At 58.3% G+C, this 21,232-nt stretch carries 18 protein-coding genes and 1 riboswitch; of the genes, 10 read left to right on the top strand and 8 right to left on the bottom strand.

Features of this window, described 5'->3' with window-relative positions; genetic code table 11:
• Nucleotides 1-134 precede the first annotated feature (134 nt).
• Together BMG00_RS00280 and BMG00_RS00275 are read right to left on the bottom strand one after the other, a co-directional pair.
• Complete coding sequence (locus BMG00_RS00280) at nucleotides 135-521, bottom strand: hypothetical protein (protein ID WP_078573041.1); 387 nt, start codon at nucleotides 519-521, stop codon at nucleotides 135-137.
• 115 nt (nucleotides 522-636) lie between these two features.
• Nucleotides 637-1,926 (bottom strand): plasmid recombination protein, encoded by a 1,290-nt coding sequence (locus tag BMG00_RS00275; protein WP_078573040.1) that lies wholly within the window; start codon nucleotides 1,924-1,926, stop codon nucleotides 637-639.
• A gap of 354 nt (nucleotides 1,927-2,280) precedes the next feature.
• Here BMG00_RS00275 and BMG00_RS17445 point away from each other — a divergent pair, with 354 nt between their 5' ends.
• A complete protein-coding gene (locus BMG00_RS17445; protein WP_146642510.1) occupies nucleotides 2,281-3,459 on the top strand; it encodes a phospholipase D-like domain-containing protein in 1,179 nt (392 codons plus the stop codon).
• A gap of 7 nt (nucleotides 3,460-3,466) precedes the next feature.
• On the opposite strand, the gene BMG00_RS00265 is transcribed toward BMG00_RS17445, so the two are convergent.
• Genes BMG00_RS00265 through BMG00_RS00250 form a run of 4 tightly spaced genes read right to left on the bottom strand, consistent with a single transcriptional unit; the run spans nucleotide 3,467 to nucleotide 6,502 of the window.
• Nucleotides 3,467-4,411, bottom strand: a complete 945-nt coding sequence (locus BMG00_RS00265; protein ID WP_078573038.1) for an aldo/keto reductase — start codon at nucleotides 4,409-4,411, stop codon at nucleotides 3,467-3,469.
• Entirely contained in the window at nucleotides 4,408-4,986 is a 579-nt protein-coding gene (locus BMG00_RS00260) for an AAA family ATPase (protein ID WP_078573037.1), read from the bottom strand. The genes BMG00_RS00265 and BMG00_RS00260 overlap by 4 nt, the downstream gene beginning before the upstream one ends.
• The gene (locus BMG00_RS00255) at nucleotides 4,983-5,564 is read right to left on the bottom strand and encodes a 3'-5' exonuclease (RefSeq protein WP_078573036.1); all 582 of its coding nucleotides are present in this window, start codon (nucleotides 5,562-5,564) and stop codon (nucleotides 4,983-4,985) included. The genes BMG00_RS00260 and BMG00_RS00255 overlap by 4 nt, the downstream gene beginning before the upstream one ends.
• A complete protein-coding gene (locus BMG00_RS00250; RefSeq protein ID WP_078574204.1) occupies nucleotides 5,561-6,502 on the bottom strand; it encodes a radical SAM protein in 942 nt (313 codons plus the stop codon). Before BMG00_RS00250 ends, BMG00_RS00255 begins: the two co-directional genes overlap by 4 nt.
• 1,465 nt (nucleotides 6,503-7,967) lie before the next feature.
• On the opposite strand from BMG00_RS00250, the gene BMG00_RS00245 reads away from it, so the two are divergent.
• The 7 genes from BMG00_RS00245 to BMG00_RS00220 all read left to right on the top strand — a co-directional run bounded on the left by BMG00_RS00245 (nucleotide 7,968) and on the right by BMG00_RS00220 (nucleotide 16,169).
• On the top strand, nucleotides 7,968-8,456 hold the full coding sequence (locus BMG00_RS00245; RefSeq protein WP_078573035.1) for a hypothetical protein: 489 nt from the start codon (nucleotides 7,968-7,970) through the stop codon (nucleotides 8,454-8,456).
• Between the two features lie 109 nt (nucleotides 8,457-8,565).
• Nucleotides 8,566-9,006, top strand: a complete 441-nt coding sequence (locus tag BMG00_RS00240; protein WP_078573034.1) for a hypothetical protein — start codon at nucleotides 8,566-8,568, stop codon at nucleotides 9,004-9,006.
• A 107-nt stretch (nucleotides 9,007-9,113) separates the two neighbouring features.
• Nucleotides 9,114-9,449 (top strand): hypothetical protein, encoded by a 336-nt coding sequence (locus BMG00_RS00235; RefSeq protein WP_078573033.1) that lies wholly within the window; start codon nucleotides 9,114-9,116, stop codon nucleotides 9,447-9,449.
• A 573-nt stretch (nucleotides 9,450-10,022) separates the two neighbouring features.
• Nucleotides 10,023-11,684 carry an AIPR family protein gene (locus BMG00_RS00230; RefSeq protein WP_211274107.1) on the top strand — a complete coding sequence of 554 codons (1,662 nt, stop codon included), beginning with the start codon at nucleotides 10,023-10,025 and terminating at the stop codon, nucleotides 11,682-11,684.
• A 54-nt stretch (nucleotides 11,685-11,738) separates the two neighbouring features.
• Complete coding sequence (locus BMG00_RS17440; RefSeq protein WP_146642508.1) at nucleotides 11,739-12,002, top strand: hypothetical protein; 264 nt, start codon at nucleotides 11,739-11,741, stop codon at nucleotides 12,000-12,002.
• Complete coding sequence (locus BMG00_RS00225; protein ID WP_078573031.1) at nucleotides 11,975-13,750, top strand: ATP-dependent nuclease; 1,776 nt, start codon at nucleotides 11,975-11,977, stop codon at nucleotides 13,748-13,750. Before BMG00_RS17440 ends, BMG00_RS00225 begins: the two co-directional genes overlap by 28 nt.
• Before the next feature lie 496 nt (nucleotides 13,751-14,246).
• Nucleotides 14,247-16,169, top strand: coding sequence for a recombinase family protein (locus BMG00_RS00220; protein ID WP_078573030.1), 1,923 nt, complete (start codon nucleotides 14,247-14,249; stop codon nucleotides 16,167-16,169).
• Here the strand turns inward: BMG00_RS00220 and BMG00_RS00215 are convergent.
• Complete coding sequence (locus BMG00_RS00215; protein WP_078527361.1) at nucleotides 16,120-16,863, bottom strand: cytochrome c biogenesis CcdA family protein; 744 nt, start codon at nucleotides 16,861-16,863, stop codon at nucleotides 16,120-16,122. The genes BMG00_RS00220 and BMG00_RS00215 overlap by 50 nt on opposite strands.
• A 94-nt stretch (nucleotides 16,864-16,957) precedes the next feature.
• Between BMG00_RS00215 and BMG00_RS00210 the strand changes: the two genes are divergently transcribed.
• Nucleotides 16,958-17,185, top strand: a complete 228-nt coding sequence (locus BMG00_RS00210) for a sulfurtransferase TusA family protein (RefSeq protein WP_078527359.1) — start codon at nucleotides 16,958-16,960, stop codon at nucleotides 17,183-17,185.
• Between the two features lie 41 nt (nucleotides 17,186-17,226).
• Nucleotides 17,227-17,377, top strand: a riboswitch (FMN riboswitch).
• Complete coding sequence (locus BMG00_RS00205; RefSeq protein WP_281251055.1) at nucleotides 17,362-17,892, top strand: 6,7-dimethyl-8-ribityllumazine synthase; 531 nt, start codon at nucleotides 17,362-17,364, stop codon at nucleotides 17,890-17,892. (Overlaps the previous riboswitch by 16 nt.)
• Nucleotides 17,893-17,953: 61 nt before the next feature.
• On the opposite strand, the gene BMG00_RS00200 is transcribed toward BMG00_RS00205, so the two are convergent.
• Complete coding sequence (locus BMG00_RS00200; protein ID WP_078573029.1) at nucleotides 17,954-20,839, bottom strand: Rne/Rng family ribonuclease; 2,886 nt, start codon at nucleotides 20,837-20,839, stop codon at nucleotides 17,954-17,956.
• Nucleotides 20,840-21,232 lie beyond the last annotated feature (393 nt).

The following is a 21,232-nucleotide window of genomic DNA, read 5'->3' as shown; positions in this document are numbered from 1 at the left end:
TAAAACTGACTGGCGGTATTGGCTTGAACTGGCCCGTTTCCGTCTTTGTCTACTTGATGCGCTGCCACTGACAAAGAGAAAGGGCGCGGATGACACCGCGCCCTTTCTGTTCGTCTTGGATGATTTAAGCCCCGTTAGTCTTCGCTGGCGTGGTCCGTTTTCCCGAGCACAGCGCGTGCAACGCCTTCGTTGCCACGGATGGCGCCAGCCGTCTCGATCCGCTGCGCGATCTCGCCGCGCACGACATCCGGGCAGTCAGGATGATTGGCGATCCGTTTGGCGTTCGCCAGCGTGGCGGTTTCGCTGAACAGGCGGAAAAACTCGACTGCCTTGGGAGTACCCGCTAGCTGGGCCAAGACGCTCTCGAGGCTTGCGAAGAGCGCTTTGTTCGCGCGGTCATGTTCGCGGTGCTGATCAAGAGCGATCTGCGCTGTGAGGTTTTCCGCGCGCGCTTTCATTTGCCGTTGGCGGTCGGTCATGCGGTTCCAGTCGATCACGGGATGCCGGTGTTTCTGTGCCATTTAGTCTAATCCTTTTCTGGCGGCGTCTGCCCCACGCCTGTCGCGGTGCTTCTCGGACGCTGTTCAGGAGGTGGGTTCATCGCGCTGCGCGCGGAAATCGAATTCGCAAATTTTTTCACGTTTTCTCGGCAGGGCCTCGATCGGTGTTGTCCGAATGGGCGCGCGTCAAACGACGGCGAAGCGCATTCAGCGGCAACGAAAGCGATCTGCGCGCTTGTGCGAGACGATGCCGGGCTTTGTCGGGCAGCGTTTTCGCGATCTCGAGCAGCGCTGCGTCCGCCGCCTTGATCTGGGTGAACTCATCATCGAGCTCGGCGCGTGCTTCTTTGCGTGCGCGTTGCCGGAGAACCGCAAGCGCACGCCCAAATAGGGTCTGCACCGGCGATGTCGTATCGAATTGAGCGTCCTGTCGCGCCGTCTCGTCCGTGTCGGGGACAATATCCACGCGGCCTTCAGCAACCGCAGCCGCGATATCGAGCACGGACTGAGCCTCTCGCTGCCGCTGCGTGACGGTACGCTCTTGATCTGCGAGCGCCGATTTTTCGGTAGCGAGGATTTCCTCGGACTGCTTCACCGCCTTGTCGCGGCTGGACAGCTCAACCTCCTGGCTTTCGCGCCATTTCCTAGGGCTGACGTGTTCGCGATGCTTCGGCAACGCGATCTCGGTTCCAGGATCGGCCGCCCCATTCGCGCGCGCTTCGCGGACTTTCCTGTTGTGCTTGAGCGCCTCCCGCAGGGCTTGCTTGCGACGCTCGCCGCGCTGGAGCCCGATCTCCTCGAACCATTCGCCGACGCTATCTTGCGCCTTCTCGTAGCTCCGGATCAGCGGATGGACTGCCGGCTGCAGCATACGCCGACCATCGGTTGTCACTGCGCGGGGAATGATCACAGCGTGGATATGATATGCTGTTTCGTCGAGATCGGCGCGTGCATGAACGCAGTCGTCGCCGAAATTGGTCAAGAGCCACTGCTTGGCTCGCGTCTCGAATTGCATTTCTCGCGTCGGGCCGCTCTCTCCGAAAAACTCGGTGAGATCTTTGTCGAACCACTCTTTGTTTACCGTCAGAATGATCTCGCGCAGCGGACCGTGCCGGGTTGCGCGCCAAGGATCGCGCGGCCCCCGAAAAAGCGCATTCTTAAGCTCCGTCTTCCGACGCCGTCGGCGCAGTTGCTCCAATTCGAGGAGATGGTTTGCATGGCGCATGTCCTGAATCTCGTCCCAGGCATCTTGCGCCCAATTCTCGGAGCCGATGAGGCGCCGGTTGTGTGCCATGAGGCTGCTGTCGCAATGGCCGTGGTCGCCCCCACGGCGCATGCGGTGCTTCTCGTAACCCGCAAGATTGCGGGGGTGCATGCCCTGCATGCGCATGACGATTGGGTAGGAGGTTTTAGGTGCTGATGACATATTCGATCTCCGTGCTTGTGGGATCGAAATGGGTTCATGTCATTTAGCGCAAAAATCGCTGTGAATTTCCCCCGTTGTCTGCCCGGAAGGCGCCTGCGAAACGGGGCTCGGGGAAGGCTAAGCGACTACGGGAGGCTCAGTCACAAAGGGCGGGAAGCCGACTTTTGCTGCACATGCAAACGCTCATGTGCGATCTCTGCAAAACAGACACTCAAAGTCTCATAGGCAGTGACGTGCGTGTCCTTCAAGGAACCGTTGTTGTACGATGGTTTTTAGACTTTGAATGGCGACAGCGTGTGTCTCCGATGTATGAAACTTCCTATTTGTGGATGTCAGATATTGAGCCTTACAAACATGTTTGAAACCAAGCGCAAGAATTACGCCGCGAAGTGTCCCCATTGCGGTGACCCGCACCATTACACTGAGCTGAAGTTTCCTGCGGTCAACGATCGGGGAACTTGGGTCATCAAGTGCAACGCTTGTGGGCAGCCATTTGCCATCGACTTGAAAAATCCGATCGAGTCACCAACAGGCAATTGCAGGGTTCTTGAACGATATGACGACGAGGAGAACCCCTACGCTGGATCTGTCGAATACGCGACGGACAAAGCTGTTTATAAGCTCGCTATCAATGACGAAGACCCAATATTCGACTACAGTGGTCACCCAATCTATTGCTGCCCCGATACTGGCAAAGGCTTGGAGCAACCCGCCTTAGCTGAACTCACCGCAGCCATGGGAGAGATTCGACGGCAGTGGGGGAAAGCCCTAAACTACTGTCTTGCAATGCGGACGCCAGAGGCTGACCACCTAGTAGTCTCGATCAAGGTACCGTGCTCCTGTTCTCGAGAACACATGGCCACGTTCTATCGACCTCTCCGGCTAGACCCGGATGCCAGTTTCGAGGTAGTTGACTTTTTACTAGCAAATATCTCGGGGATCGATCTGAATGACGTACTAAGCGGGATACATACCAAGTCATACTTGATGGATGCGTTGGACAAACTCATTGTAAGATGGCGTTTATACAAGGATCAGATCCTTATCGCTGCCCCATTCGTGGGTCATCAATGGAAGTCGAAGAGCGAAAAACTTGAGATTTGGGAACGCCTCCTGAAGCAGTTGGATGCCAAACGAACTGTCTTTTTGACACGCTCTGCGACATGGTCTGGCTACAAATCGGCTTTGCAGGAAACTGGTTTGGATCATGACGTTCTTGCCAGCTATGGTCTCGAAAATCGGATCGTGGCAACCGGCAACAAGAAGCAAGATTTTCATGCTAAGGTATACGTTGGTATTGGTGGTCAATGTGAGGTTTTCAGCGGTTCTGCAAACCTAGTGGATGGTCCTTCTATGGAGAACTCATCCTTTGCGGTCGCTTCCTACAACAAGGTCATTGAGAAGTACATCGACCCACTCAAGCTTTCACTGCCCGAAGCGCCGGACAGAGCGGACCATCATCTCATGATCAGCCGGACCGAGGATGGATGGAAAACGACGATAGAGGGCGGCCCTGCTCCTGAACTATCCTAATTGGCTATCATCCATCACTTTGGCTGCTTGCGATCTTTTCAATGGTCGAAATATGAGCTGTATCGAGCTCAAGATTGGCGGCATCAACTAAGTCAGACAAGTGCTCCAGACGACGCGGGCCAGGAATGGGTATAACATTCGCTCCACGCGTTTTTGTCCAGGCCAAAACAAGAGCTGTCACGGAGATACCATAAGCGGAAGCAACATCTTTGAGACAGGTGCGAAGTATTTCGGAAACGGAATGATCCGGATCGTTGAACGCTTCAATCTGCGAACGGTAATCCTCAGCATCCCGTTTGGTTTTCGCGGCATTTGAGCTCAATAGGCCTCGCGCAATCGGCGCGTAGGCCATGAAGAAGGCACCCATGTCTCCGATTTTTTGAGGCGCAGACCACGTGTCTGGGTCGCTCAAGACGGAGAGTTCATTTTGGACCACCGAGACACAGCAGCGGTCTGTTATCGGTTTGATGCGATCTATTGATGTGCCAGAAAGGCCAAATGCGGCAACTTTTCCCGCGTCTATGAGGTCCTGTACGGCACCCGCGACCTCTTGATCATTCACGGCTGGATCGGGGCGATGTTGGATCAATATATCTATTCGTTCACGGCGCAATCGGGCAAGTGAGGCTTCTACGGACGCGCGGATTGACTCAGGACGACTATCTCGCATCAGTTTGCCGTCCTTGGTCTCAGCAAGACCGAATTTCGTCGCTACGGTCGTGCCTTCGGTCGATCCAATGACGTCGCCAATCAATGATTCGTTTTGACCGTTGGCATATAACGGCGCCGTATCAAAAAGCCGGAAACCAAGGCTTATTGCTTTCGCCAAAACGTCACGTGCATCAGATGCGACGATCCTTCCGTATAGCCCAGTGAGGGCCATGCAGCCGATACCGATGCGGTAACGTCCTGCAACAGACGCTCTCTGTACGGCGTCATCTTGCAGCGTCATCTTCCAGCTCCGGTGGCAACACGCATGGAAAGCTCCGTGGACGGTCGCACGTTTTGTGGCGTGAGAACGTGATGGTCAGGGGCAAGTCTTGCCAAAATCTCGCCAATCGCCTCGTCTGCGGCGGCCCTAAAAGCAGCGTCATGATCGCGATCTGCGCCGATCGGAATGCTTTCGTCCAGTTGGGTCGCAAAAACCAGGTCGTATTCCTGAGTCCAGGCTCTGCAGATGTCTTCGAGGCGTCCCAGGCGGGCTTGGTCGATGGAACGATTTGTCATGCGCAGCGCGGCGATCAAATACCCAAAAGCGTCAGGTACGGGGCGGTCAATGAGGATAACATCGGCCGTCAGCGTCGCTGCCGTCTCACGATGGATTGCTTGCCCGACCAACCAAGCCGTACTTTCAAACGTGTGGTTTTTCAGGATTGGAAAACCCAGGCCCTGCGCCTCAGCTGCACTTCCATGTACATAGGCGACGGCATGACCGGCACTGATCAGACGTTCCTCCAAGCCCTTCAAAAAGGTTGTTTTCCCCGTCGAGTGGGTCCCAGCAACTGCGATTTTAGTGACACGGCTCACAGCAGCGATCCTTGTCTTGAATTGAGAATATCCGCCTCCATCAAAATCCTGTCTCGTTCCGCCTGTGGCAAAGGTGATAGCAAGCGCTCCAGCAAGATTGCCGACATCGCAGCGTCATATGGGCCGGAATGTGCCGTGCCACCACCGACTGCCTGAGAGGCTGCATCTTTAAGTCCGAGCATATCCCCGAGCCGCTCCAATCCGAATTTTTCTTCGTTCGGCAGTAAGGCGCGCGCAACCTTAAGGCTGTCATAGGCCGCTACAGGTTTCCAATCTGGCAGAACTCTGGAGAGGGCATCTAATTCAACCCGAACGTTGTGGCCAACAATGGGTGCCTCCTCCAGCCAGAGGAATATGTCGTCTATAACGTCCTCAATTGGGGGGGCGTCGGCGACATCGTCGTTTGTAATTCCATGAATTCTACTGACGGCGGGCGAGATTTCGCGACGGGGCCGAAACTGCCAGTGCTTCACATTCCCGGTGAGCTGGAGTCCATCCATCTCAACGATCCCCAGCTCGATAATTTCCGGAGGGTTGGCACCGTTGCCTTCAACATCCACGGCCCACATGCGTTTCATTGCGTCCATCCTTCTTCCGAGCGACCATGCCGACCTGGCAAATGCGGATGCGCGCGGTCATGCACTTGAAATCCTGTCGCGTGTTGAATGAAGTATCGCTGTTGCTCAGTGCTGTTCTCGACAACGATATGACCAGAAAAAATATCGATTTTCCCTATCTCAAGGCCAACCTCCCGCGCTAATCCTAGCACCTGCCGCTGTGTTGGAACTTTGTGGGCAGCCGCACAGATTTTGACCTGCTCGGCAGGGCAAATGTCACATATGGGTTTGATGCCGAAGTGGCCGTTGTAGTCGTGGACACCATGCGCGTACGCGACACCGCAGGATGTCTTTCGAAAAATCGGAGTGCCTCCGAAAGCCTTAAGAATGCGGCCTTCAACCTCTCGGGGGAGAATCTTTCGGCGAGGTACCAACTTATATAGGTCCGGCACGTTCACTGAACGCAGATAATCGCGGATCTTCTCCCGATGGAAAAGGCCCGTGAAGACCGTGGCATCAGCCAGCTGGCTCATGGAATAAGCCTCAGCAATCAACTCGTCTGTGTCATTCAAGCCAAGGACAATGGGGCGCCAATATAGGATCTTGCGGGTTCGAGAGGCGAAAGATGCGAGGGTCGAAAGAGAGGCGCGAGCAATCGAACTGTCGATAGGTTCAATCCGCGGATCAGAAATGCCTGACCACGTGATCAGTATTGTCACTTTGAGGTTTTTGAGCCGCTCTAAGCGGGCCACGTCTTCCTCTAAGACATGCCATCTGGTGATCACCAGCATGTGGTTTGTCAAACCAAGATCATCGAGCAGCTCGAGACAACGGTGTAGATGCTCTTTGACCCTTGGAAGCAGCGGGTCTGTGGCTCTGTTGAAAATTTGTAAGGGTGTCTGATGTGCTCGAAAGGCCGGATGGTGGACGAGCTGCGCCACTGCCTGATCATCAGGCATGATCAAATGCGGTCGCTTCATTCCATAGTTATCGAAAAGATGGCGAACGCAATACGCACATTCGAGTGGGCACCCAACGATGTGATTTAGGCTGAGGCCCGATTTCCGGTACTCAATGATGCTCGCGAGATCTTTTGGTAGGTCTTTGGGAGCAGGTCGAAGGGTGGATCTTGCATAGCGCGTGTCTGGCTCAAATGGCATTTTGAAGTCTCAATCATGCTGATTCACAAATATTGCTGTAAGTCGCAATGTGTCATGGGTTCCTCTTCCATGGCGAAATGTCAATTCCACGCTCTACGCCGCCTTGAACGATGCCCCCTCCCGGAAGAGTCGCTGATAGGTTCAGCCAGATGTCAGAAACGAGACCGGCTAATGCTGTCAAAGATGCGGCTGTTCCCAAAGCAAGTAACCGGTTGCGCGGATTGGCAAGTAAAACGACGAAAGACACCGCAAGCGGGATGATCAGGACGACCTTCCACTTCCCGTTGGGGGGCGTAGAGCAAAAGTACAAAAAGGACTGCTGCACCAAGGCCTGACCCACGTGCAATCCAGTGCTAGCAATCTGTTTTAATCTGCCGCGACACTATTCTGCCTCGTCCCTAACTATCCGCGTCCGTACATTTTTTTAGCATTCAACATCAACTACTACCAACAACAATACATAAGTATTAGTGGCGGATCGTACTGGTCGCGCGGTAAAGATGCTTGTTGACATCTATCTTAACCCTGAATCGATGGTACCTGGATTTGGGCCTGGACGTCCGCTTTGGGAACGCTGCATCGCAGCAGTTGGCTCCAACTTGTGCGGCAGCTCTGGGCCGATCGAGGAAGTCTGATGCAGATGACATTCCTCGTCGGCCTTCCTTCTTAGCAACTGGACAGCCCCCTCCATCCGAACGCAGCTGCCCGACTCACACCGTCGGTCCACACGCCTTCGCGCAACGGGTGCGTAGGGCCCTCTACTCACTAGACGGCCCGCGCAATCGTCCTCCGGTCGATAGCGCGTCCCGTGCGTTCGCTGGGGCACAGCCCCAGACCCGGCGCCGCTGCGCGCCGCATGGGGGAAGCTCCACATCCCCCAAACCCCCAGGGCAGGGATCGTTCGCCACTTTCCCTGCACCCTAAGGCGCCCGTCCGGCGGACCGGGGAGACCTTCGCCAATCTCCCCGGGCCCTCTCGGCGTCCTTCCGACGGATCGAAGAGGCGCCGCCACCCTCTCCGAACTCTCCCGGCGCCTCCGGCGGGTCGAGAGGGATGCCACCCCTCTCGACGCTCTCCCCTGCATCCGTGCGATCTGCCCGCAGGCGGGCGATCAATGGGTCGCGGGACGGCAGGCCTCGGCGCATGTCTTGCTTGCGTGCTGCGTCTTCGACGCACGCAATCAAGCCAAGCCCCGCGGCCGCGTATCGGGGTTCGTTGGTGAGGTTCCGCGCGTCGTTCTTCTTTTCAACGACACGAGGCACTCATGCTCCACGATCGATACCTTCGGCTGCTCCCCGGTGGACAGCTCAAACCCGGCGATATCTTCCTGATGCGCTTCCCCTACGGCTCCGACCGCAAACGTGATGGCGAGTTCGACATCCCGCCTGGCACGCGTCCTTGCTTGCTCCTCTCGCGCGGGCTGATCGGTGATGCACCGATGAACATCGTCGCGCCGGGTGTCAGCCCGGAGGGTCGGCTCCTGCGCGAAGATGACATCGTCATTGCTGATGACGATCAAGCTGCTGCTTGCGGGCTCTATCGCCCCACGATGTTCCGCGCCTCGCACCGGCTCTTCATCGCAACTGGGTCCGACCTGTTCGAGCGCAATGCTCGTATCGGGCGCCTCGGACCCGCGCAGCGCGAACAATTCGAGGCGGTCGAGAAGCTGCTCGCAACCGCACCGCGCGAAGTCCGGTCGCGACTGAGGCCGCGTGTCGCGATCTACCGCCCGAAACCTCTCATCCAACCTTAAAGCGCGCCCCCGATCGGGGCTGCAGCGTCCGTCCGCCTTCTGACCGAGGCGGACGGATCTTGCAGCCCTGCTTCGTCTCCTGCCCCCCAATTCCTTCGAAAGATTACCCATGACCCACGATAAACACCCCTCCGAGCTCACCGCCGAACAACTCCGCAAAGAGCGCAATGTGCTCGCAAACGTCGTTCACGGAGCGACCGCGAAGCCGTCCTCGAAAGATCTCGAGAACGCGCCGCTTCTCGAAGACTGGATGCTTTTCACTGGCTTCGAAGACATTTCACTCTTTGGTCGCCTGACGGAAGCCAACGGCCGGACCCGAACGCTGATCACGAGGGCACTTATCGCGCTCGATGACGATCTCGAGTGGGTCTATCTCGAAGACGGATACATGCGCCTTGGACCGCGTTTCTCCGTCGAAGAAGCCCCGCCGCATCTCGCGATGCGCGCCGTCGCGACAGATCTGAGAGGGATCCGCACGCAGCTCGAGGGGCAAGCATATTGGGCGCAGAAGGCGCTCGATGCGCTCGGCGAGATGCGCTGCGATGCGTGATTTCGCGATCGCGCAGAATGATCCTAATGGGATCGGCTGAACCGCAACCGCTGCGGCCCCTCGATGAGGGCCGCAGCGCCCGCAGTTCAGCTTTGAAAGGATGTCCGATGTTTCAGCAACCGAACCGGATCGACACTTTGAACACCATGGCGCGCGAGGCAATCGACGCTCTCGATGCGCTGCCGGCAGAGACACTCCGGGGCGCAGAGCGCGATCGGGATGTCTGCGAGCGACTTGTGACCGAAGGCGACGTAGTCGGTGAGGAATTCCGCGAGGTGGGCGCCGATCTTCTGCGTCACCTCGCGCGGGTCGACCCCGAGGAAGGGTTTGCACAAGAGCTCGATAGGTCGATGCGTCGACTGCGGGACGCAATCAATGCCTCCTATAGCATGGCCGTTGCTTTCGGCGCCGAGCGCGCGACCAGCATCCAGCAAGCCGCATGATGAAGATATGACGCCGAACGGGCTCGAAGAGATGGCGGTGGTAATCCGCCTGGGCGCGCCAACAAATCCTTTCCGCATATGCTCCAAACTCAACCGGAACCGGCGCGCCCACATTCGCTCCAATCCAAGCGACGCGGTTTTCAAGACTGTTGGTTTGCACGATGCTCGGCGCGGGACGGCTTCTAGCGGCCCAGAGCTGACATCCAGCACAAGCCCGCCCGCTGAGTGCGGCCTATCAAACCGGTCGTTCGCAGAATCTTGACCTAGCTAGCCGCTTCTTATCTTCTCCGTGTGGACATGCGTACTCTCCTCCTGCCTCCAAAGGCAGGTGCGTCAGACTGCAGCATACACGGCTTGGGAAGGTCGATTGAAGGAGGCGGTCGAAAATCACTAGTAGATTCAGCTTGTTATGTCCGCTGACAATTTCGCGGTAGTGCAGTAGGCTATCAACGAATTATGGCCGACTCAGAATAACGAAGTTCGTAGTAGACGGAACTTTCTGAACTCTTTTGCGGCACGGAAGTATCGATCTCATTTTGAGGGTTAAACTACACCATGAATCCGATTTCAAAGATGGATTGGGATATCATCGACGCTCGCGTGTCGAAGACCTGCGAGAAGCATCAGTTTGCCAAGAAAACAGTGGGATTTCTTGCAATTGTTCTAGAGCAGATTTTTCCCGGTCTTGATGATCAGTTGCAGGAAATCATCACCGATGGACCTGACGATCGTGGGGTAGATGCGATTCACATCATCGAACGCGAAAGCACTGCAGAAGTCTTCCTATTCCAGTCGAAATATCGAGAGAGCCAAAGCACTTGCCATAAGACAATTAATGACACGGAGATTTTAAAGGTTTCCCTCTTTCTCAACGAATTATTCGACAAGTCAGATGGGTTGGCGAACAGCGGGAACTTTCGGCTTCAAGAAGCCGTTCGGCGGATCTGGGAACTCCACGACAAAGGCAAGATCTGCCGCTATAAGGCCATCTTCTGTTCGAATGGCGAAGGTTTCGCGACCTCCGCCTTAGGCATCACCGAGAGCATAAAGGCGTCACATCCATCCGTTTCGTTTGAGTTTTATGGCGGTCTCAGCGTCATTCAAGCTATGGCAGGCGAAGGCCGGGCGCGTGAAGACGGTCAGCTGCAGGTCATTGGACGAGAAATTTTGGAGCGTTCGGATGGTGATGTTCGAGGGGCGATTGCGTCGATTGATGCAATGTCTTTTGTTGAACTGATTACCGAGGATGACGGCGAAACTATCAAACGCCACATATTTGATGACAACCTGCGGGTGTTTCTCGGCGCCAAGGGCGGATTCAATCAGGCTATTATCTCGACAGCTACCTCAAACGATAGCTACCTGTTTTGGTATCTGAATAATGGCGTCACGATTACCTGCAAGAGCTTTTCCTACAACAAAGGGCATACCAACCCCAAACTGGTTTTCAAAGACTTTCAGATCGTCAATGGTGCGCAAACCTCGCACTCACTGGTTGAAGCTGCGCGGACTGATCCTGAGGCGTTGTCTGATGTTGTCGTAATGGTGCGCATGTATGCAACCGATAGGTCAGATATTGCGGAAAGGGTGGCGGTTGCGACCAACAGCCAGGCACGGATTCAAAGTCGTGACCTCATGTCGAATCATGAAGTCCTGAAAAAGCTGGAGCTTGCGTTCAAGGAGAAGGGCTATTTCTTCGAGCGCAAGAAGAATATGCACTCTGACCAGCCAGACGATAAGAGGGTCGACGCTCTGAAGTTGGGGCAGATCATCTTGTCGTTTGACCTCAGGGAGCCTGATCGGGCCAAAACGGAATCAGATTCAATTTTTGATGCCCGCTTCAGGCAAGTTTTTGGCGGCCGCGAGAATATTGATGAGCTGATCAAGCTCTATCGGATTTACGGAATCATCGAAGGGCTTCGCGACGCCTACCAAGCAAAATTTGGGTCCTCGCCAGAAAGCGGACACGAGCACCAATACTTAGTCTATGGGCAGTGGTTTATTCTCTTTGCTTGTAAACTGCTCCATGTAAAGTCCCAAAAACCAGAATTGCCCGAAGGAGACGCCGCACTTGCTCTAGTAGAGGAGGCCATTCGTCGTGTAGCGGCAGCTTGCAGTCAGCAGAAAGCGGTTGCCCACTACCAGATGTTCAGAAGTCCGAGAACCAAAGAACGTATTCTTGGTGAAATCGGCGCAAAGCAAACAGATTTCTTCGATCTCTTAGCTGTTTCGTAGTCACTCGTGGAGCCGAAGTTCGACCGCTCGGGTTGGGGCGCGGGAATATACGTAATGTCGGAGGCCGCTCCTCGCGAAAGAGTGGCGCGTTGCATCACGAGCGGACTGCGGGCGTCACTGAACCAGCCGTTCGTGCAGCCCACAGCCAATGTCTGGAAACAGCTCGTTGCTGCCGGCATCGTCAGCAGGTTCTTTGCGGCCCAGCTCACCGCATTGGGCGATCCGCTCCATGAGCCGGAAACGTTTCGCCGCTCGCTCATTGCTCCCTTGACGCAACTGCGCCAAACTCAATGGCAGACTATCATATCTGCTGCGTGAAAGTCGGTGGCGCAGAAAAGCAGTTTGCATGTGAGGATATTTTGAAACTAGCGAAAGTACGCCTTGAGAAATTCAGGGGCATTCGGAAAGCTGAGATCGATGTGGGAACGGAGCTTGCTCTCGTAGGCCAGAACAGTGGCGGCAAGTCTTCGATCTTGAGGGCGCTCAATGCCTTCTTCAACTTTCAAGATGAACGGGAGCATTTCGAAGCATCTAGGCATGCTTTCCAGAAGACATCGACGGCTATCATCGATCTAGAGTTTGCAGACGTCCCAGCAGCGTGCGATTTGCCGAGGACAACCGCTGGCGGCAGCAGTGTACGGATTCGATTGAAGTACAAAAAGACGGCCAACTGGGAGCTGTTTAGCAACGGGGTTTGGCAGACGCCTCCGCAAGGTTTCCTAGAAACTCTGAAAACCCACATTCGCTATGTCTACATTCCAGTGGGCCGCACCGAAACGGTCTTCCACTGGGGCAAAGAAAGCATCCTTCAAGCTGCGGTAAGGACCTGGGTAAAGGATTACACCAAGAAGAGGGACAACATTTCCCCGAAGGTGGCAGACGCCACATCGATTATCAAGGAGCGGACCTTCAAGGGTCTGAGCAAGCACCTACGAGGTCTCACCCACCTCAACGGCGCTTTCGAGTTTGAATTGGACTATTCATCGCCCCCCGACTACAGCCTCTTGATCCAGGACCTGGTTCTGCGCGTCGTGGACGGCACGACATCGGTGGACATTTCCGACTGTGGGAGCGGCACCCAGAGCCTTGCGGCAATAGGCCTCTACTCTTATCTGGCCGACTCATTGGGCGGAACATACATCTTGGGAGTCGAAGAGCCGGAGCAGAATCTGCACCCACAAGCTCAGCGGTCACTGCTCGCGGCACTAAAGGAACTCCCGCTTCAGGTGCTTTTCACGACCCACTCGACCGTGATGCTCGACAGTCTAGAGCACGAGGAGGTCGTGCTATGCCGCCGGGTCGCTTCCAGCACCAGGGGGTTTGAAATCACCGTAACCCAGCTGCCGAGCGGCTTCTGGGCGGAAAAGGGCATTGATAGGGAGAGATACTATAACTTTCATCGCCGGCGAAATTCCGAGTTCTTCTTCGCCGACTACGTGATCCTCACCGAGGGGCCGATCGACGCGGAGCTGGTGCGCTATTTGGCGGAGGACGGCGGGCTAAATTTTGCCCAGCACAGTGTCTCGATCATCAGCCTGGATAGCGTCGACTCAATACCGCACGCCTTTTATCTGCTTAAAGAACTGAGGATCAATTTCGCTTCCGTTGTAGACAAGGACTATTTCCTGCCCTACCTGCACGACGATTTGTCAACAAGCCGTGATACCAAAGGTTTCCCTCGATATAAGCGGGAATATAAGGGCACCTGCCTTATCGAAGAAATGTTGCCCGATGTGGCGGCGAGGGAGCAACTGCTCGAATACTTTTTCTCTAACCATTCGCGCGCCATGCAGGTGCTTGAAGCCGTTGGCGTATTCTGTTTCCGGTGGTCGATGGACATTGACCTTGTCGGCTCAGAGACGGCGAAGACCATTCTATTTGATCGACTGGGGTTGCCCGCCGCGGAACGTTCATCTGAAGGCATTCTAGTTAATCGCAGAAAGCAACTGAAACGTCAGGACTCCGTCCTTGGGACGACCAGGGAGCTACAACCACGAGGGCTTCCCAATTCATACAAGAGGATAAGGCGCGGCCTGCCGGAACTGGTGAAGCAATCCATGGCGTAGGTTTTTTCTAGGCGTCGACCTTTCCTGCAAGAATTTGCCCAAAGCTTCACCCTGCGCAGTTTTCAAGCTGGCTGCGACTGACTATGCAAAGTCCGCTTTCCTATGCATAGTTACTGTTCGTGACCGGCGCAGCGAACGACCGCTCTCCGCCCTTTTGAGCGCGTGTCCGCCCGTGAGGCGAGGGCGAAGGTCGGGTTCGTTCGCATTGAACTCGAGCTTCATGCCGACCTTTTGCCATAGCAAATTTCAGTTTTTTCGTGATCGCGTTTCCGCGCTCTGACCTATGAACCCAGCTTCCTTAGTAGGACCACGCTATTAAGGAGCTTGCCATGCCATCCGCCCCCATTACCGCTGCCAACGATACGCCCGATAAAGCGACGATCGTGCCCCCAGCCTGCAACGCGATCGCCCGACTTCTGGCGCGCGCAGTTGTCCGGGATCTTGCGAATGCGATCCCCGCCAACAGCCCCGCCGCGCCTCGAAAGGAAGAAGCACAATGACGAAACGCGTCGCAATCTATGCTCGCTACAGCTCCGGTCTCCAGAAACAAACGTCGATCGACGATCAGGTCGCCATGGCGGAGCGTTTTGCAGCCGAGCGCGGCTGGGTGGTGACCCATCGTTTCACGGATTACGAGAAATCGGGCCGCAATACCCGCCGCGAAGGCCTCCAGGCGCTGTGCGCTGCTGTCAATGCGCGGCAGGTCGATGCGATCGTCATTGAAGCTATAGACCGCCTCACCCGCAAGATCGCGGACGCGCTCAATCACTACGAGCTGTTTCAGTTCCAGCAGGCCGAGCTTTACTCTGTCGCTGAAGGTCAGCAGGACTTTTTTAAGGTTCTGATCAACGCGCTCGGCGCGCAGCTTTATGCGCAGATGATTGGCGAACACACGCGCCGTGGCATGGTGCAGGGGCTCACCCGGAAACGGCTTCACACGAGTGCTTATGGCTACCGCAAGCGTGACGGCGACGAAGGGCTCAACCGCGAGATCGACCCCGAGGAGGCGGAGATCGTGCGCCGCATCTTTAGCGAATTCGCCGACGGGCATTCGACCCAAGCGATCGTGAAGCGGCTAAATCACGATGGCATTCCGGCCCCGCGCGGCGGCACCTGGGACATAAGCACGATCCGAGGGAATCCGGCGCGGTTTGAAGGCATGCTGCGCAACCGCCTCTATATTGGCATTGCAAGCGTCGCGAAGACGTCACGCCGCTATCATCCCGAAACTGGCAGCAAAGAGGTCTACGAGACCCCGAGCGCGGCCGCGGAGATCGAGGTCCCGGCGCTGCGGATCATCGATCAAGATCTATGGAAGCGAGTAGAAACGCAGCTGGCGACCCAAGCCGGAAAAGCTAAAAGCAAGGGTAACCCCGTCGGGGCCCGGCGCAGCAAGCACCTACTGAGCGGTCTGCTGGTCTGCGGCTGCTGTGGCGCGACTTACATAAAAGTTGGTCGAACGCATTTTGGATGCCGTGAAGCCCGCAAAGGCGCGTGCAACAACAAGACGACCATCCACCGAGACCGGATCGAGGCTCGTATCTTCTCGAAGCTTCGGGGCTCCTTTCTGACGCCGGAACTAGCTGCAAGCTTCGACGCCGCGCTCAAGGCGGAGTATAAGACGCTGGCGAGCGCCCAGGGCGCAGATACCGCAACGCGGCTCGAGCGGCGTCTTAAGAAAGCCCGCACGAGCCGCCGGCGGATCTTCGATGCCATTGAGCAAGGTGCACCGTACAGCGCCTACAGAGCGCGCGCCGAAGACCTCGAACGCGACATCGCCGATCTCGAAGCTGAGCTGACTCAGCATCAAGAGACCCGCGCGGTCCTGCCGCAACTTCCGACCGACAGTGCCGCGCTCTTTGCGCGCGCCGTGCAGGAACTCGAGACACTGCTCGCCGTCCCAGAGCTCGTTCACCAGGCCAACGAGCACCTCCGAGAACTAATAAGGCGGGTCGAGTTGAGACCCGACCCTGACGCACCCGATGCGCTTGCCGCCGAGATCGTTTCTGATCTCGGCGCTTTGCTTTCCGCGGGGGGCCTTACGCCGAGTATCGTCGATATTTTCAGTGCTACGAGGCAACTATCGGTCAGACAGGGGGCGCTGCCCCCTCTTTTCCTTTCAGGAAAATTCACCCCCGGGATATTTCTTCCAATTCGAAGAAATGAGGACCTGCCCGACTGCGATCCGCAGCGAGGCGGGGATCCGCGTAAACCCGACCTGGGCGGTCATCGATGTCCGCGCCTGTCCCGCCCGATCTCAAAATGCCGGTTCTGGTTCAGACGACGCTTCGCACCTTCGAATTGGCGAAAATATCCCGGGGGTGAGGCGCGGAACGCGCCGAGGGGGCAGCGCCCCCTCTTGCCGGAGGTCAGCCTAGCTTCGCGAGGCCGGGGAAGGTATCAAGCAACCAGAAACTGATCGTCGAGAAAGCATTGGTCAGAAGCAACAGGCCGACGATCACCAGAAGCGCGCCCATCGTCTTCTCGATCACACCCATGTATTTCTTCAGCCGGTTCATCACCCCGATCGCGCGCTGGATGAAGATCGCGGCGAGCAGGAAAGGAATGCCCAGCCCCATCGCGTAGATCGCCAGCAGCGCGGTGCCGCGCATCTGGTCTCCGCCCTGAGCGGCGAGCGACAGGATCGCTCCGAGTTGCGGGCCGATGCAGGGCGTCCAGCCGAAGGCGAAGGCGAGCCCCAGCACATAGGCGCCAAGCGAGGAGCCACCGCGATCTCCCGCATCGAGCCGCGCCTCGCGATCGAGGATCGGAATGCGGAAAAGACCGAGGAAATGCAGCCCGAGGATCACGATCACCCCGCCCGCGATCCGTCCGAAGAGCACCTGATTGGTCAGGAAGAACCGCCCGAAGGTAGAGGCGGCAAATCCCATGAAGAGGAACACCGTCGACAGGCCCAGTACGAAGAAGATCGCCGGCACCACCGCCGAACGCTTGCCCTCGCGCAGATCGCCCATCGTGACCCCGCCCATATAGGCCAGGTAGGGCGGCACGATCGGCAGCACGCAGGGGCTCAGGAAGGACAAAAGACCCGCGAAAAGCGCCACGAAGGCGGCGGGCAGGAAGGCGGCGGAGACGAGATCGATTCCAAACATATCTCTCCTCTAGCTGATTGCGCGGGCGCGGTCACCGGGTCGTGAGATAACATCCGCGTGGACAAATCCGCGCGCCGGGCCTAAAGCGCGAGTCATGCACGCCGACATCGATATTGACGCCCGGGGTCTGCTTTGCCCCCTGCCCGTCCTGCGGTTGCGCAAGGCGCTGGAAACGGCCAGCTCCGGCGCGGTTGTGCGGCTTGCGGCGACCGATGGCGCGTCATGGGTCGATGTCCCTCATTTCTGTGCGCAATCGGGCCACAAACTGCTTGATGCCGAGGACTGGGAAGGCCTCAAGGTCTATTACGTGCGCAAGGGCTGAACCGCTCCCCTTGCCATCGCGGCCCTTGCGTGAAACTCTTCGCTCACTCTCAGGGCGGGGCGAAATTCCCCACCGGCGGTATGCGGGGGTGATCCCTTGCGAGCCCGCGAGCGCCTCTCCGTCGTGAGAGGGTCAGCAGATCAGGTGCGAGGCCTGAGCCGACGGTCATAGTCCGGATGAAAGAGAGCAGCAGCCGACCCGGCCCGCCTTGCGGGCGGGAAGGTCTGCCTGTGATCGCCTTGGGTGACGTGTCGCACGAAAAGGAGTTCACGATGACACACACCCGTTACGCTTTCATCAAGGCCAGCTGGCATGCCGACATCGTCGATCAGGCATTGGTCGGGTTCTTGCACGAGATCCCCGCCGCACAGGTCGATGTCTTCGATGTGCCGGGGGCGTTCGAGTTACCTCTGCGCGCGCAGGAATTGGCGCGAAGTGGACGCTATGGCGCGATTGCCGCAGCCGCGTTCGTGGTCGATGGCGGGATCTATCGCCATGACTTCGTCGCGCAGGCGGTGGTCAACGGCCTGATGCAGGTGGGGCTGGAGACCGGGGTTCCGGTGCTCTCGGTCTCGCTGACGCCGCATCATTACCAAGAGACCGAGCATCACGGACGCATCTTCCGCGCCCATTTCGTCGAGAAGGGCCGAGAGGCCGCGTGGGCAGCCCTGCAATTGAGCCGGGCACGCGCGACGCAAGCCGCCTGATCGCGGCCGCGCAAAAGAAAAAGGCCGGGCGCTCTGCCCGGCCTTCGTCATTTCAGAGCTCTCAGCCCCGGCTCCACCAGCCGCGACGTTTGGGCTTGGTGTCATCCTCGACGAGAACCTCCCCCTCGCCTTCGACGCTCATCGTCGGGATCTCTACCGGCGCGTCGGGCTGGGGCATCTCGACGGGCTCCTCGAAGGGTGTCTCTGGCTCGGGGGCCACGGGCGTCTCCTCGGGGGTCACGTCCGGCGCCTCTTCCGGGCTGGGCTCGGGCGTCTCGACCGGAGCATCCGGTTCGGGCGTCTCGACCGGCTCGACAGGAGCGTCGGGCTCGGGGGTCTCGGGCGCAGGCGTTTCGGGTTCGGCCTCGGCGACCGGTTCCTCGACTTTCTTGCGCGAGCGGGTGCGACGCTTCGGCTTCGGTGCCTCTTCGGAGACTTCGGCCACCGCGTCAGATCCCTCGACCGCGGCCTGAGCCTCGGCTTCGGGTTCCTTTTTCTTGCGCGTACGGGTCCGGCGCTTGGGCTTTTCTTCCGTCGCAGCCTCGGCCTCAGCCTCGGTCGTCGCGGTTTCGGTCACCTCAGCCTCGGCAGGCTCCGCCTTCTTGCGCGAACGCGAACGGCGCTTGGGCTTGGGCGCCTCTTCCTCGACCGGCGCAGCCTCGGCTGCTTCGGCAGGCTCGGCGTCGGCCGGAGCGGTTTCCTCGGCGATCTCTTCGGTCTCGGCGTCGCTCTCCGCGCCTTCCTCGTCCGAACCCTCCTCGGATCCGTTGAACTCTGCCTGATCGCCGTTCGGCTTCTTGCGGCGACGACGACGACGGCGCTTCTTCTTGGGCTGGTCCTCGGCGTCCGACTCGACCTCCGGGGTCTCGACCTCGGCCTCGGTCTCGTCTTCTTCCTCGACCTCATCCTCCATCTCGTCGATCTCGGCCATCAGGCTCGCGGAGGCCGAAACGACCGGGCTGGTCACTTCGGGCACGAAGCGGGTTGCGGTCTTGAACTTTTCGATGGTGAAATCGGGCGAGACGAGTTCCGGCGCCGCCTCGATGCGGACCGACAGGCCGTAACGCGCCTCGATGTTCGCGACATGCTCGCGCTTGGCGTTCATCAGGTAATTCGCGACCGCCACCGGCGCGCGCACGAGAACCTCGCGGGCGCGCTTGCGCGTCCCTTCTTCCTCGATCGCGCGCAGCACGGTCAGCGCAAGGCTGTCATCCGAACGGATAAGGCCGGTGCCGTGGCAATGCGGACAGGGTTGGGTCGTCGATTCGATCATCCCCGGACGCAGGCGCTGGCGGCTCATTTCCAGCAGGCCGAAGCCCGAGATGCGACCGACCTGGATGCGCGCGCGGTCGGTCTTCAGCTTGTCCTTCAGACGCTTCTCGACCGCGTTGTTGTTCTTGCGCTCTTCCATGTCGATGAAATCGATCACGATCAGACCCGCGAGATCGCGCAGGCGCAGCTGGCGAGCGACCTCTTCGGCAGCCTCAAGGTTGGTCTTGAGCGCGGTCTCCTCGATCGAGCCTTCCTTGGTGGCCCGACCCGAGTTCACGTCGATCGCCACGAGCGCCTCGGTCACGCCGATCACGATGTAACCGCCGGATTTCAGCTGCACGGTCGGGTTGAACATCGAGCCGAGATAGCTCTCGACCTGATGACGCGCGAAGAGCGGCAACGCCTCGGCGTAATGCTTCACGTTCTTGGCGTGGGACGGCATGATCATCTTCATGAAGTCCTTGGCCGCGCGATAGCCGCGCTCACCCTCGACCAGAACCTCGTCGATATCCTTCGAATAGAGGTCGCGGATCGAGCGCTTGATCAGGTCGCCCTCTTCGTAGATCGGCGCGGGTGCGATGGATTTCATCGTCAGGTCGCGGATCTGCTCCCACAGGCGCATCAGGTATTCGTAGTCGCGCTTGATCTCGGTCTTGGTGCGCTGCGCGCCGGCGGTGCGCACGATCAGCCCCGCGCCTTTCGGCACGTCGAGTTCGCTCGCGATCTCCTTGAGCTTCTTGCGGTCGGCCGCGTTGGTGATCTTGCGGCTGATCCCGCCACCGCGCGCGGTGTTGGGCATGAGCACGCAATAGCGGCCTGCGAGCGAGAGATAGGTGGTCAGCGCCGCGCCCTTGTTGCCGCGCTCTTCCTTGACGACCTGCACCAGCATGATCTGGCGCACCTTGATCACTTCCTGGATCTTGTAGCGGCGCGGGCGCGGTTTGCGCGCAGGGCGGATTTCCTCATGAACGTCTTCCTCGGCAACCGATTCGATGCCGTGATCGGCCTCGACGGCCTCTGCGTCCTCGTCGGTTTCCTCGTCGGCGTCGGCCTCGTCTTCGTCGGAAGCCTCGGCCTCGTCGGCCTCTTCCGAAGCTTCGATCGCTTCCGCGGCGGCTTCGTCGGCTTCGGCCGGGGCCTCTTCGGACACGGCGGTCTCAACGGGCGCCTCGTCAGCCTGCACCTCGGGAGCGGCGCCTTCGGCGGAAGCTTCGCCCGCCGCAGCCTCGTCGCCCTCGGACAGGTCGACCACGGCCATGCCGGGGATCTCTTCCGAGCTGATCACCGCATCGTCCTGCGTCGCCTTCTCGGCCTTTGCCGAGGACCGGCGCGAGCGGCGACGGCGCGAGGACTTCGGCTTGTCCTCTTCCTCGGCAGCAGCCTCGGCGAGTTGACGCTCTTCCTCGAGCAGCGCCTCGCGATCGGCAACCGGGATCTGGTAGTAATCGGGGTGGATTTCCGCGAAGGCGAGGAACCCGTGACGGTTTCCGCCGTAATCCACGAAGGCCGCCTGAAGCGACGGTTCGACGCGGGTTACCTTTGCGAGGTAGATATTGCCAGCGAGCTGCCGTTTGTTGATGGTTTCAAAGTCAAATTCCTCGACCTTGTTGCCGTCCACCACCACGACGCGGGTCTCTTCCGCGTGGGTGGCATCGATGAGCATCTTCTTTGCCATGTAAATCCAATAGGCCGACCCGTGTCGACCGCCTGCCCGGGGGCGAGGCGGCATGCAGGGCCGGGACTGTCCTTGAGGCGAGCATGCGGACATGCGCGCAGATGGCGGTGGCCCGAGGCCTTCCCGTCTCCATCAGCGAAATCCTGTCACGCATCATCGCGGTTCTTTCCAAGATCCGGTCGCCATTGCCGGCGGGGCGGACCCAATTGACGGCCTCCATCCCGCGCAATGCGGCAGAGGGAGACAAACTTACGGCCTTCCGGCCAATCGGTTGAGCCCGGGCTGCTTCGCGCCATGCGCGAGACCTCTGCCCCGATCTCAGCGAATTCCGTGGACCCCGCACGCTCTGCGCGAAGCCGACTAAAGGTGACAATAGCTTCACGGGAGGATGAA

The organism is Thioclava marina, assembly GCF_002020135.1.
Lineage (GTDB): Bacteria > Pseudomonadota > Alphaproteobacteria > Rhodobacterales > Rhodobacteraceae > Thioclava > Thioclava marina.
This window is presented reverse-complemented; position numbering and strand designations above follow the sequence as displayed.

Bases quoted from the DNA above. Each gene is read 5' to 3' on its own strand.
- BMG00_RS00265 (WP_078573038.1), bottom strand. From the start codon at position 4,411: ATGACGCTGCAAGATGACGCCGTACAGAGAGCGTCTGTTGCAGGACGT.
- BMG00_RS00200 (WP_078573029.1), bottom strand. From the start codon at position 20,839: ATGGCAAAGAAGATGCTCATCGATGCCACCCACGCGGAAGAGACCCGC.
- BMG00_RS00250 (WP_078574204.1), bottom strand. From the start codon at position 6,502: ATGCCTGATGATCAGGCAGTGGCGCAGCTCGTCCACCATCCGGCCTTT.
- BMG00_RS17445 (WP_146642510.1), top strand. From the start codon at position 2,281: ATGTTTGAAACCAAGCGCAAGAATTACGCCGCGAAGTGTCCCCATTGC.
- BMG00_RS00240 (WP_078573034.1), top strand. From the start codon at position 8,566: ATGACCCACGATAAACACCCCTCCGAGCTCACCGCCGAACAACTCCGC.
- BMG00_RS00235 (WP_078573033.1), top strand. From the start codon at position 9,114: ATGTTTCAGCAACCGAACCGGATCGACACTTTGAACACCATGGCGCGC.
- BMG00_RS00205 (WP_281251055.1), top strand. From the start codon at position 17,362: ATGAAAGAGAGCAGCAGCCGACCCGGCCCGCCTTGCGGGCGGGAAGGT.
- BMG00_RS00280 (WP_078573041.1), bottom strand. From the start codon at position 521: ATGGCACAGAAACACCGGCATCCCGTGATCGACTGGAACCGCATGACC.
- BMG00_RS00255 (WP_078573036.1), bottom strand. From the start codon at position 5,564: ATGAAACGCATGTGGGCCGTGGATGTTGAAGGCAACGGTGCCAACCCT.
- BMG00_RS00210 (WP_078527359.1), top strand. From the start codon at position 16,958: ATGCACGCCGACATCGATATTGACGCCCGGGGTCTGCTTTGCCCCCTG.
- BMG00_RS00230 (WP_211274107.1), top strand. From the start codon at position 10,023: ATGGATTGGGATATCATCGACGCTCGCGTGTCGAAGACCTGCGAGAAG.
- BMG00_RS00245 (WP_078573035.1), top strand. From the start codon at position 7,968: ATGCTCCACGATCGATACCTTCGGCTGCTCCCCGGTGGACAGCTCAAA.
- BMG00_RS17440 (WP_146642508.1), top strand. From the start codon at position 11,739: ATGTCGGAGGCCGCTCCTCGCGAAAGAGTGGCGCGTTGCATCACGAGC.
- BMG00_RS00215 (WP_078527361.1), bottom strand. From the start codon at position 16,863: ATGTTTGGAATCGATCTCGTCTCCGCCGCCTTCCTGCCCGCCGCCTTC.
- BMG00_RS00225 (WP_078573031.1), top strand. From the start codon at position 11,975: ATGGCAGACTATCATATCTGCTGCGTGAAAGTCGGTGGCGCAGAAAAG.
- BMG00_RS00275 (WP_078573040.1), bottom strand. From the start codon at position 1,926: ATGTCATCAGCACCTAAAACCTCCTACCCAATCGTCATGCGCATGCAG.
- BMG00_RS00220 (WP_078573030.1), top strand. From the start codon at position 14,247: ATGACGAAACGCGTCGCAATCTATGCTCGCTACAGCTCCGGTCTCCAG.